This window comes from Spirochaetota bacterium (genome assembly GCA_017999915.1).
In the GTDB taxonomy this organism is placed as follows: Bacteria; Spirochaetota; UBA4802; order UBA4802; family UBA5550; genus RBG-16-49-21.
The window spans coordinates 102,800-115,348 of the sequence record JAGNKX010000011.1 but is presented as its reverse complement, the minus strand read 5'-3'; the positions used below and the strand labels follow the sequence as shown (position 1 = coordinate 115,348).

General features: G+C 55.8%; 10 protein-coding genes. 3 read left to right on the top strand and 7 right to left on the bottom strand.

All coding sequences use genetic code 11. From position 1 onward, the window contains the following. Position 1 precedes the first annotated feature (1 nt). Entirely contained in the window at positions 2-1,672 is a 1,671-nt protein-coding gene (locus KA369_16305) for an NAD+ synthase (protein ID MBP7737544.1), read from the bottom strand. 353 nt (positions 1,673-2,025) lie between these two features. Here KA369_16305 and KA369_16300 point away from each other — a divergent pair, with 353 nt between their 5' ends. Further along, on the top strand, positions 2,026-2,658 hold the full coding sequence (locus KA369_16300; protein MBP7737543.1) for a MarC family protein: 633 nt from the start codon (positions 2,026-2,028) through the stop codon (positions 2,656-2,658). Between the two features lie 57 nt (positions 2,659-2,715). Then, positions 2,716-4,404, top strand: coding sequence for an AsmA-like C-terminal domain-containing protein (locus tag KA369_16295; GenBank protein MBP7737542.1), 1,689 nt, complete (start codon positions 2,716-2,718; stop codon positions 4,402-4,404). Here the strand turns inward: KA369_16295 and KA369_16290 are convergent. From KA369_16290 to KA369_16270, 5 genes are all read right to left on the bottom strand, one after another. Continuing rightward, positions 4,384-5,259 (bottom strand): hypothetical protein, encoded by an 876-nt coding sequence (locus KA369_16290; GenBank protein ID MBP7737541.1) that lies wholly within the window; start codon positions 5,257-5,259, stop codon positions 4,384-4,386. The two genes, KA369_16295 and KA369_16290, sit on opposite strands and share 21 nt — an antisense overlap. 350 nt (positions 5,260-5,609) lie before the next feature. Then, positions 5,610-6,815, bottom strand: coding sequence for an InlB B-repeat-containing protein (locus tag KA369_16285; protein ID MBP7737540.1), 1,206 nt, complete (start codon positions 6,813-6,815; stop codon positions 5,610-5,612). Between the two features lie 202 nt (positions 6,816-7,017). Further along, a complete protein-coding gene (locus tag KA369_16280) occupies positions 7,018-7,461 on the bottom strand; it encodes a thioesterase family protein (GenBank protein MBP7737539.1) in 444 nt (147 codons plus the stop codon). A gap of 100 nt (positions 7,462-7,561) precedes the next feature. Beyond that, entirely contained in the window at positions 7,562-8,665 is a 1,104-nt protein-coding gene (locus KA369_16275) for an acyltransferase family protein (protein ID MBP7737538.1), read from the bottom strand. Positions 8,666-8,975: 310 nt separating this feature from the next. Beyond that, positions 8,976-9,167 carry a hypothetical protein gene (locus tag KA369_16270; protein MBP7737537.1) on the bottom strand — a complete coding sequence of 64 codons (192 nt, stop codon included), beginning with the start codon at positions 9,165-9,167 and terminating at the stop codon, positions 8,976-8,978. A 149-nt stretch (positions 9,168-9,316) separates the two neighbouring features. Here KA369_16270 and KA369_16265 point away from each other — a divergent pair, with 149 nt between their 5' ends. Then, positions 9,317-9,511, top strand: a complete 195-nt coding sequence (locus KA369_16265; GenBank protein ID MBP7737536.1) for a hypothetical protein — start codon at positions 9,317-9,319, stop codon at positions 9,509-9,511. A gap of 45 nt (positions 9,512-9,556) precedes the next feature. On the opposite strand, the gene KA369_16260 is transcribed toward KA369_16265, so the two are convergent. Then, positions 9,557-12,280, bottom strand: a complete 2,724-nt coding sequence (locus tag KA369_16260; protein MBP7737535.1) for a cation-transporting P-type ATPase — start codon at positions 12,278-12,280, stop codon at positions 9,557-9,559. Between the last annotated feature and the right edge of the window lie 269 nt (positions 12,281-12,549).

Sequence of the window (12,549 nt, the reverse complement as noted above, 5' to 3'; positions counted from 1 at the left end):
CTCAGGGCCTGAAGCGCTGGGCCAGGGGGATGCGGCGGCCCACGCCGAAGGCCTTTGCGGTCACTTTGATGCCGGGCGCGGCCTGGCGCCGCTTGTACTCGTTTATGTTCACGGTATGGAGCACCGGTCGCACCGTGCTCTCGGGGAAGCCCTGCGCGATGATCTCGTCGGCCGACAGGCGGTCCTCGATGTAGAGCTCCAGGATCCGGTCCAGCACCTCGTAGGGAGGGAGGGAGTCCTGGTCCTTCTGGTTGGGACGGAGCTCGGCCGAGGGCGGCTTGGTGATGGATGAGTCCGGTATGATCTCGCTGTCGCGGTTGATGTGGCGCGACAGGTCGTAGACCAGGGTCTTGGGAAGGTCCGATATGACCGCGAGGCCGCCGGACATGTCGCCGTAGAGGGTGCAGTATCCCATGGCCAGCTCAGACTTGTTGCCCGTGGACAGCACCAGGCTCCTTTCCTTGTTGCTGACCGCCATGAGTATGTTGCCCCTGATCCGCGCCTGGATGTTTTCTTCGGTCACATCCTCGGCCTTGCCGCGGAAGAGCCCGGCCAGGCTCGCGCGGTACTCGTCGAAGAGGGAGCGGATCGGCACGGTCTCGAAGCGGATACCCAGGTTCTCCGCAAGGATCCGCGAGTCGTCGACGCTCCCCTCCGAGGAGTAGACTGACGGCATGGTGATGCCGGTGACGTTCTCCGGCCCCAGGGCCTGCGCCGCCAGGGCGGCGGTGAGGGCGGAGTCGATGCCGCCGGAAAGGCCTATCACCACGCTTTTAAAACCGCACTTGCGCACGTAGTCGCGTATCCCCAGGACCAGGGCCTGGCGTATCTCCTCGATGTCGCTGTCGGCGATCTCGATCGCCGCTGACGCGTCGATGTCGACGAGGGCCAGGTCCTCCTCGAAGGATTTCGCCCGGCCGATGACCGCGCCATCCCTGCCGAAGGCGATGCTGTTCCCGTCGAAGACCAGGCTGTCGTTGCCCCCCACCTGGTTGACGTAGACCACCGGAAGGGCGTGGTGCCGGGCGATGTCGGCGATCATGGCGCGCTTGAAGGCGTTCTTCCCGCGGGTGAAGGGCGAGGCGGAGATGTTCACCATCAGGTCCGCCTTCTGGTCCGCCAGCTTCTGGATCGGGTCCGTGTCATAGCGGCGGCGGTAGTCGAATTTCTCCAGCGAGCCCGCGGGGGCGCGTCCCTGGGAGTAGAAGTCAAGGTCGTTCCAGATGTCCTCGCAGATGGTGATGCCGATGCGGCGGCCCATGAATTCGACGACGGCCTCCTCCCGTGCCCGGGAAAAGTAGCGGAGCTCGTCGAAAACATCATAGGTGGGAAGGAGCGTCTTGAAGTGCCGCGACACGACGGAGCCGCCGGCCATGAAGGCGGCGGCGTTGAAGAGGAGGGGGTGGTTCTCCGGGTCCGTGTCCACGTAGCCGCAGATGACCGCTGTCTCCGTGCAGTGGCGCGCTATTTCCCCGATCGAAGCCAGGTTGTCGCTGATGAGCTTCCGGTTCTCCAGGAGGTCCATGGGGGGATAGCCGATGGTGGCCATTTCCGGGAATATAACCAGGTCGGCGCCCTGGCCCGCCGCTCTATTAATGAAGGATATGATCTTATCCCTGTTGCCCGTTATGTCGGCGATAGTCGGGTTTATCTGCGCCATGGCGATCTTCATGTAACGTCCTCCGGGAAAAACATTTCAAGGATATAGGGGGGGAGGATTTTATCAATTCATATTTTATACAGCACGGGGGGGTATGTAGGGGCACAGGGGGATATGTAGGGGCACGGCATGCCATGCCCCTACATATCCCCCTGTGTTACATTATACAAATAGTGTCTACTTTTTATATGAACATTAATTATAGATGTTTAATAAAAAAGAATAAAATGACATAAAAATATATTATGTCTAATTAAGATTATGTCTACTGAGAGTTTTCAAAAAACCCCCGCCCTTTTTAATTGACTTTTTTTCATGTCGTCATATCATGTTAAGTAACCCAGGTATAAAACCCGAGGTCAAAAATGGATGTACAGTTCATCCCCACGGTTTTCTTTACTCTTTTTTTTGTGGTGGATCCGCTGGGTTTGATCCCGGTTTTCCTGGTCTATCTGGCGGGGTATCGTGACCATAAAAGAAAAAGGATAATCATACGGTCTATTGGAATTTCCATAGCGGTTTCCGTATTCTTTATCCTGTTTGGAAGATATCTCCTCGGGTTTCTGGGGATTTCGACAGGATCCTTCCTGGTAGCAGGGGGGATCCTGCTTTTTATTATCTCCATGGAAATGCTGCTGGGCCAGGCGTCGCGGATCAAGATGCGCGATATCGGCGACCATGACCAGCCGGAGGAGGAGCGCGACGTGTCGGTGTTTCCACTGGCGATCCCGATGCTCTGCGGCCCCGGCAACATCGCAGCCCTGGTCATGTTCAGCACCGAGGCCCAGGGAGATATTATTAAGCTCGGCATCATCGTGGGTGTCTCAGTCATGGTGTTCCTGATGGCGTTGGTGGTGATGTTCTTTTCGGACCATATCAGCGACGCCCTCGGCGCCACGGGGATTTCCATAACGCAGAAGCTGATGGGCCTTATCCTGTCGGCCATGTCCGTGCAGTTTATAAGGAACGGGCTTTTCGAACTGGGTATTATCAGGTGACATACCGGGATCCGCGGCAGCGCCGCCGGGCTCCCTCCGGTGACGCCGCGGGTAGCTATGACACAGCACGTAAAAAAAATTTTCATATATATTCTCTTCTTCATCATCGCCGCGGCCTATACGGCCCTCAGGTCCGTTGACGACATCAACTATGCCCTCAACCATGCGCCGGTAAAAAGCATCCTGGTGCGGTACCTCCAGAGGAAATTCAACGCGCCGGTCAACGTCAGCCGGCTCCATGTGGCGATGTTCCAGGAGCCGGGCATCAGCTTCACACGGGTCATGATAGGGCCCCCCGACGGATACCACGTGTCGGCCGGCGAAGTGACCCTTATCTTCTCGCCGCTCCAGCGCTTTACCGAGGGCGACTGGCTGAAGCGCATACGCCTGGACCGCCTCCGCCTCGAGATAACGGCCGATTTCCCCGCCGACAGCCCGAAGCTGCCCGAGTTTTCCCTGCCGGAGATCGAGGTTCGCGACCCTGACATCACCCTCCATCTCGGCGCGAAGATCATCTCCATCGACGGCCCCATGACCGGGTACGCCCGGGTCAGGTCGAACGGCAAAATCTCCATCACCGGTCAGATCCATTTCGACAATACGCGGTTCCGGTTCAGCGACGATATCATCAGGCTGCGCGGCTCCGTCATGATCCGTAACCGGGACATATGCTCGCCCGGCCTCGACTTCATATCGGAACCTCTCGTGGTGTCCGCCTCCGGGACCTACACCCGGGAAGACCGGAGGACCTTCCACGGAAAGGTCCGTATCAGGAACCTGGAGGTCGGCGGGGGCCGCGGCGGCGGGAGCCCCATCCTAGATGTGATCCTCGAGCAGCTCAACGGCGGCGCCGATTTCGGCATCGAGGGCATGACCCTCTTCGGCGTTCCCATAGAGAGCGTCACATCACGGGCGGTGGCGAGGGAGGGCTCCCTCATCCTGGAGGAGCTGCAGGCCCGGGGCTCCTTCATGAACGGCGGCGGCACCGTGATCGTGACGCCGGGGCGGAACACCGCCTTTGATGTCGCCTTCGTGCTGAGGAATTTCGAGATAAGACGGGTCCTGGACACGGTGTTCCCCGGGAAGCAGCCGTGGGTCGAGGGGGCCATGAACCTGGAGGGCAGGGTCTGGGGGAACAGCGGCTCCATCTACGGGGACCTGCTCTTTTCGTCGTTCAACGGCAGGCTCCTTAAGTTCGACTCATTGTCGAAGATGTTCGGCGCCTTCAATTTCTACAAGCTGGTGCTGAACCGCAACCCGGACTTCGTGCAAAAGGGGTTCCACTACAATTCGGTGCTGTCGCGCCTCACCATCAAGGAGAGCGTCATATCCTTCGACAACCTATACCTCGACAGCAACTCCATCCAGATGTCGGCCACCGGCAAATACATGATGAAAGACGACAGGATCGACGCGCTCCTGGGCGTCAGGCCCCTGGAGACCATCGACCGTGCCGTGGGCCTGATACCGGTCATCGGCTGGCTACTGGTGGGAGCGAACGAGGGAATGATCGTCATCTACTGTCGAATGACCGGGACCTTCGACGATCTCAAGGTCGTGCCCGCGCCGATGATAACGATCGCGCGCGGCATCAGCAACACCCTGATCCGCACCATCATGCTGCCCTATACCATCTTCACGAAGCCCCAGAAGCTGATACCGGGGCTGGCGGGCAGGCCTGACAACATGCCCTCCCACCTGGCCCCCGAGGTCAAAGGACCGCCGTCAAAAGGCGTACGCCGCTGAACATGTCACCCCGCCGAGCTGGTCGAATTTTGTCGTGTAATTCCTGAAGAACTCCCGGGGGGACGCGCTCATCAGGGCGAAGGTCATGGCGTGGTACCTGCCGCCCAGGGTGATGGTGGTCCGTGCGGCCTCGATATGATACGACAGCAATACCTCCTCGATGCTCTTGAAGGCGAGGTGGGTGTTGACCCTCCTCTTCTCGAACTGGATGTATCTCTGCAGCGTGCCCCCCATGACATAGAGGGAGAGCCGCAGCTGCGCCGTGAGGTTTTTCGCCAGCTCGAGCCTCAGGTTCACGCCAAAGCCGGGGCCGCGGTCGTACTGGAAGGAGCGGAGGGACCCCGCCAGGGGCAGGGTAACGGGCAGGACCGGCCAGAGATTTATCAGCACCCGGTAGTCGCCAAAGTACTTGTCCGCTTCCATGTTGACCGCGATGAAGATATCGGCGTACCTGCCGGCATTGTAACAGGCGCGCAGGTCCGCGTCGTACCTGTTGACGCGGTCGATGGCGGTCCGGGCAAGGTGGAGGCCGTCCGTCGCCATGGTCAGGTTGGTCGACGCGGCGGAGATCTGGCCGTGGACGGCCATGAGGAGGGTGAAGGAGAGGTTCCAGGAGCCGGAAACTCGGTATCCCAGCGCCGGGCCATAGAGGGCGCTGGAGTTTTCCATGTGAAAGGTGGTCCGTACCGGCCACTTTCGGTCAAGCTGTCTCAGGTAGTTGGCCGCGAAGGGCTTCCACCACCCGTACATGACTACAGCGCCGGCGCTGAAATCGCCGGCCCGTGCCGTGGCTCCTCCGGCTACAATCGACATGGAAACAAGGAGAATGAGAACGAGACGCGTTGTTCTGTTCATGACCATGCCCCCTCGATGTGATTGGATTGCATCTTTATATCATGAATAGATGGATAAGGCAAGTGTTATTCTACGGTGAATATCCGAGATTGTGCTCCTACATCGGGTCCGGTTAAGGCGACACAATCGGTATTATCCGTATTATATTTTTTCATGATAAAAGGAAATACTATGAACAGGGTCCTTTAATTTGTTACCTTTACCTGCAATTATCGGTTCTGCACCTTCTGCAACCAAAGAAAGCAGTACATCTGCCGATACATCTATCGATCATCCATCGTGATACAGTAGCTCTCCCGCTTCCATGGGACTTCCACGCAGACCTGCCACGACTTCCCCGTGCGACTACCTTAATGACTCACGGCAACATTCGCAGAATCCACAAGGTCGGTTTCAGACCGGCTGTCCGCTGCGCCAAAGCCGGAACCGTCTTTTAGATTTGTAATATACCTGAGTTCGGCTTGAAGCATTCCAATATCGGCGCCAGGGATTACCCCTGCTGTTTTTTCATTGGCAGTCCATCCCTTGAAAGAAAGAGAATAGTTGTCCTGTAGGTTGTCCATATCAACCACTGATGAATACAAAATAGCAGGTTGATCTGTAAACCAATCGTTGGGATTATATGACACGTCTGTTTCAAAATATACCGTGAATTGGCGGGGGGCGTCCACCGGTAGATTGAATGACACGGTGAAGTTGGTATTTTGCTGTGTAGCCCCTGTAACAGCATCAATCTCGGCGTCTTTCATATGTGGATACTTGTTGATTTTCCAATATGGAAGGGCCGTGCCTGTCAATGCTCCCCCGATTCCCTGGAGGCGGTTGCAGATATAAATTGGATAATAGAATCCTTCATCGCTATTTTCGGCCCATATGGTATAAACATTTTTATACGAACCGGAATACGTGCCGAAATCAAAAACAAAGGAAAAGGTAATCCATTTCGCGTACAATACAATATTAGATGTGCCCATGATGAGGGTCTGTCCGGGCGAGTAATTTGTCCCGGTTCCATCAGTCAGTGTGTTCCATCCTGCAAATGTAAAGTTGTTCTTTTTCAGGCTTCTTGAATTGCCCAGGATGGCGACTGTTGTACCCTGTAGATAGTTAGTCGTACCGGCTGGGACAGCACCGCTGGTGCTTCCATTACTCATATATGTTATCGAATATGTAGGTCTTGACGTCCAGAGTGCGTATAATGTTGTATTTGACGTTCCCATGGAGAAGGTCTGGCCTTCCTGATAGGTTGTACCGCTGCCATCACCATTGAAGGCCCAGCCAATGAAGGTGTATCCATCTTTCATGAGATTGCCGGTATTGCCGAGTATGGTTACTGTCTGGCCCTCCCCGTAGGAATTGGTATCAACCGGCACAGAACCGGCCGAATTGCCATTGCCATTATAAGCAACCTCATGGGTTCTGATAGTCGGTTTTGTGTTATAAAGGGTCGCGAGTTTCTTTATTATCCTGTTATCTCGCTCTTCGATGGCAGAATAACTGCATCCGGCTGTCAGCAATGTTGCAGCCATGCAGCAAAAGAATAGTGTATATTTCATATGATCCCCACCCCAGGGAATTTTGATTTTAATGGTTCATGAATTATCAGGCGGATAAATTTTGCAATAAAAAAGCAATTGGTATTATTTGTTTCATTAATAGGGAATTTGAGTCTTGTAAGATTAAAAACATGGTAAATGGATTAAGGAGCCTTATAATTTGAGATTCGTTGCGAAAAAATAAGGCTTGAGAATGCCGGTTTTATCTGCCGCCGGAGCCAATTTTTTCAAAGACATCCCTGAAGCGCCGGGGCATGTCAGCGGATTTTCTCGTGTCATGGTTTAAAAAAAGCATTCCCATTTTGGCGGAAGCGGTCTCCCTGCCAGTTCTCCGGTTTGTGATCCTGAAATGGAAATCGAATCCCGCCCTGGTGAAATTGCCGGCCGCGACATCGATCTTTAAAAAATCCCCGTGAAACGACTCGCTTTTATAGATGACCGCGAGGTCCGCGTTGATGAGCACGGCTCCGTCTATTTCCGGCGTCGGGAAGCCGTACTCGCGCAGGCAGAGCATGAGCGCCTCGTTGAAGTATGAGACGAGGACATGGTTGCCCAGGTGAAATCCGCCCACAACGTCGGCGAGGCGCACCTGGAGCTCGGTCGAGAAAATGAATGTATCCGGCATGGTTATGTGAACGCGCGACATGAAAACACCCTGTTGTTTATGGCATTGCTGAATTCCGGTTGAATTCTTATGGCAAATCTAATTCATCAGGGTAATATATCAAGGAAAATGCGCAACGCCGTCACTTGATCCCGAAAAGAAACCTGATCCCCTTGATCCTTTTTACCGCTTCAAAGGTGGCCAGGGTGAATATAAAGCTCAGGGCCAGGGTGAGAATCACCTGCAGGACCATCATGTCTGGCATCCAGGCAATAATGTAGTAAGCGAACAGGTTGACCCAGGCTATGTGGAAGATATATATGGCGAAGGACGCAGCTGACATATAGATTGTCATCCGATTTTTGAATTCCAGGTAATGCTTGCCCATGCCCATTACGCTCAGGACTCCCAGCCACAGGAGGGAGTTCTCATATATTTTTATTCCAAACATCGATGGCAGGGCGGACAATGAGAATGTGGAGGTGCCGGGGGCGCTTCTCGTGGTGCCAAAGCCGGGTACGGTTATCGCAAGATAGATGGCGGTCAAAGCCAGGAACAAAATGAAAAGCGGCCATCTCTTGTCCTCCAGTTTTTGCTGGATGCCGTCGTCTGATAAGAGGAAGTAGCCGAACATGAAGAGCAGGAAGAATTGCACAAGGCTTTTTTCAGGATAGAGGTCCAGGAAAAAGCTTCCAATTGCCAGGGGGATAATCAGCGACAGCAATAGGGGCATGGATATCTTCTCTATCGGAATCCTCCATTTTCCTTTTTCATATTTCATAATGAGGGGGAACGCGGCAAGGGACACTATGAAAAGGTATAACAGGAACCAGAGGGGGCCTACGAGTAGGCCAATCCCGAGGTAGTGCAGAGGGTGGGAAAACATGTCGAGCCAGAAGCCCGGGAATCCGCCGGTATTGCCATTGTAGAGGGAGCCATAATAGGTGCTTACCGGTATCACCAGAATAACGCCTGTCAACGCGGGGAGGAGGAGCTTCGACACTCTTTCTTTCAGATATTCCGCCGCCGCCCTCTTTTTGAGGGAATGATATGCGGCGATTCCGGCAATGGTGAAGAGCAGTTGCATGAACCAGGGAGCGAAACTGAGTATGAAGGCATTGGCAATGGCCGAGTTGGCGGCGTGGAAATAGTAGGACCCTATGCTGCTGTATATTAATAGGACATGGTAGGGGAACAGGACCACAATCATGAGCCAGCGCAGATTATCCAGGTAATATTTTCTCATTATTGTCAATCTCCCCTTATTAAAAATGAAACATGGGGTTTACACCACGTTCATGAGTCACAAGAGCCTTATCCGAAATGATAGTGGTATATACGGTGGCTGAGGGCAAGCAAAAAGTTGATGATTCACTATATTACTTGAAAAAAGCCAAACCCAAAAAACCTCTGCGACCTCTGCGTTGAATATTTTAAGGTAATAACAAGAGAAAAGCTTTTAACGCAGAGTACGCTGAGTAGGCCGCCGAGCTGGTCGAATTTTGTCGTGTAATTCTTGAAGAACTCCCGGGGTGATCCGCTCACCAGTTCGAAGGTCATGGCGTGATGACGGGCAGGACCGGCCAGAGATTTATCAGTACCCGGTAGTCGCCGAAGTACTTGTACGCTTCCATGTTGACCGCGATGAAGACATCGGCGTGCCTGCCGGCGATATAACAGGCGCGCAGGTCCGCGTCATACCTGTTGACGCGGTCGATGGCGGCCCTGGCAAGGTGGAGTCCGTCCATATGGCAAAGGCCCTGAATTCAGGAACTGCGTCGCCAATAAATAATATTTTTAATTGACAGTTTATCATTCGTAACATTTTTTTGAAATGAAATACACAATTGATGAAATAAAACGAGCAATACAAAATAATGAAGAATGAGGTGATTCTATGCTGACAAAAAGCGGAAAAACATTGGAGGAAGTCATCAAAAAGGCCATCGAAGACCATGTTATCACCAACGCGGAGTACGAGGAGATAATTCACCTGGCCCATGAGGACGGTGTTATCGACAAGCATGAAAAGATACTTCTCAACGAGCTGAAGGACATGATATCCGACAAAACCGTCAAACGCGTGCCCTGAGGCATCAGGGAAAACAGAAACCAACAAAGCCGGACGATACAATCATCACCCGGCTTTTTTATTCCTCCGGCGGCGCAGCCGCCCGCTGATCATTTTCTCCATCCCCACCATGGCGTAAATCGCCACGGCGCAGGCCACGATGTATCCCCAGTGCGCGGGCCCTATCGGGGCGCTGTGAAAAAGTGAGTTCATGGCGGGTATATACGTGAACCCGAGCTGCAGAAGAATCATGGCGGCGACACCGGCGAAGAGGAGGGGATTGGTGAAAAAACCGACCCTGAATATTGATTCGGTGAGGGACCGGCAGTTGAAAAGGTAGAGCAGTTCCCCCATGACAAAGACGTTCACCGCCACTGTCCGGGCGACCGCCAGGTTTCCCGACGCGGCCATTTCAAGCTCGAAAAGGCCGAAGGCGCCCGCCAGCAGGAGCGCACCCACCAGCACGATCCGGAATATCAGGGCGCCGGTTATGATCGGCGCCGCCGGGTCCCGGGGCGGGCGCGTCATCAGCCCCGGCTCCTTCGGCTCGAAGGCGAGCATGAGCCCGAGCAGGACGGCGGTGGTCATGTTGATCCAGAGGATCTGCACCGGCAGGATCGGCATGGCGACGCCGGCGAAGACCGCCGCGAGGATCACCAGGCCCTCGCCGAGGTTCGTGGGGATGGTCCAGACCATGAATTTGGTGAGATTGTCGAAGACGCCCCGACCCTCCTCGACCGCCGCCTCGATAGTGGCGAAATTGTCGTCGGTGAGAAGCATGTCCGCCGCTTCGCGCGCCACCTCGGTGCCGGCGATGCCCATGGCGATGCCGATATCGGCCGTTTTCAGGGCCGGCGCGTCGTTCACGCCGTCGCCGGTCATGGCGACCACGTGCCCCCTGTCCTGGAGGGCGTCCACCAGGCGCAGCTTCTGCTCCGGGGTGACGCGGGCGAACACGGCCGTGCCCTCAATGCGGACGGACAGGGCTTCGTCGCTCAGACTCTCGATCTCCGCGCCGGCCATGGCCCCCGACGGCGCCGCTGGATTGGTTTCCCCCGCCAGTATCCCCAGGCGGGCGGCAATGGAGCGCGCCGTGGCCAGGTGGTCGCCGGTAATCATCTTGACCGCAATGCCGGCTTCCTGGGAGGCCTGTACGGCCCCCAGGGCCTCGGGCCGCGGCGGGTCGATCATCCCCTGGAGCCCGAGGAGCGTCATGCCGGAAAGGGTTTCCTGCGACAGGCCTTCGCCGCCGGTGTTCTTTTTGGCGAAGGCTATGACCCTGAGGCCCCGCCCCGCCATCGATTCCGCCTTCCTCGTCACTGCTCCGGCGTCCAGGGGCGCCATGGAGCCGCCGCCGTCCGCGGCGTTTTTGCAGAAGCCGAGGACCACCTCGATGGCTCCCTTGACATAGATACGGGATTCGCCGCCGGCTTCATGGAGCGTCGCCATGAACTGGTTCTGCGACTCAAAGGGGATGACATCCCTTCGCGGCATCGCCGCCTTGAGTGAAGCGAAATCCAAGCCTCCTTTGACAGCCGCGGTGATGAGGGCTATTTCTGTCGGATCGCCGTGGACGGTCCACTCGCCGCCGTCCGACCTTCTCAGGTCACTGTCGTTGCAGAGCAGTCCCGCAACGAGGCATTCACGGAGAGCCGAGTCAGCGGCGATATCGGCGGCGGTGCCGCCGCGGAGTATCGAGCCATCGGGCCTGTATCCCGTGCCGGTTACCTCGTACAGGGATCCGCCGGCATATACGGCCTGCACCGTCATCTGGTTCTGCGTGAGAGTTCCGGTCTTGTCCGAGCAGATGACGGTCGTACTTCCCAGTGTCTCGACGGCGGGGAGGCGCCGTATCACGGCATTGCGCCGGGCCATGCGGGAAACGCCGATGGCCAGCGTTATGGTGAGGGCCGCGGGGAGGCCCTCGGGAATGGCTCCAACGGCGAGGGCCACGGCGGACATGAACATCTCCATCGCCGGCTCCCCGCGCCACACGCCGACGCCAAAGGTCGCGCCGGCCAGGACCAGGATCAGGTACAGGAGAAGCCTGCTGAAGCGGGCCATTTTTTTCGTCAGCGGCGTCTGCAGGTCCGGGGCGGCGGCTATGAGCCCGGAAATGGCTCCCAGCTCGGTGCCGTCGCCGGTGGCCACGACGATTCCTTCCCCCTGGCCGTAGGTGACCAGGGAAGACGCGTAGGCCATGTTGCGGCGGTCCGCGAGAGTTGTGTCCTCCGCCAGGGGCTCCGCTGTTTTTTCGGCCGGGAGCGACTCGCCGGTCAGGGCGGACTCGTCGGTCCGGAATTGCTTCACGGAAAAGAGGCGCATGTCCGCGGGCACCTTGTCTCCCGACTGCAGGAAAATGATGTCGCCGGGAACGACCTCCGACGCGTCCACGCGCTCGCGCTTTCCGGCCCGCATGACCGTCGCCTCGGTCCGGACCGTTCCCGCCAGCGCTTCAATGGCTGAAACCGCCTTCGCCTCCTGCAAAAAACCGATAAGTGCATTGACCAGTACCACGCCGAAGATGACGCTTGAGTCGACCCACTCACCGAGGACGCCGGTGACCATGCCCGAGGCAATGAGGATGTAAACCAGGGGCTGATGGAACTGCAGGAGAAAGCGGACCAGCGGGCCCTTCCCCTTTTTCTGGGTGATGGTGTTGGGGCCGAAATGATCCAGCCGGCGCCTGTGTTCGTGAATATCCAGACCGTGGGAGGTGTCCGTTCCCAGGAGGCTGGAGACCTCCGAAATGTCAATATGGTGCCAGTGCTTGCCTATGATTGATTCCATCCGCTTTTCCTTGTAGTGGTTTTCAATATAGTATAATTATCCCTGAAAAATGCGAGATTGATTTCATGGATGTCACTATCTTGCTGATTTGATTAGAAGGCGTACTATGAATTATATCAACTATAGCATTGATATCAATTATAAACAATAAAAAAATTTTTTCGAGATTACCGACAATGATTTATGTACCGAGTTATTGGAAGGGGATTACCCCCCGCCCACCCCCCCCCCCCCACCCCCATCCTCAAAGTGTAGACCCTCGACTATCC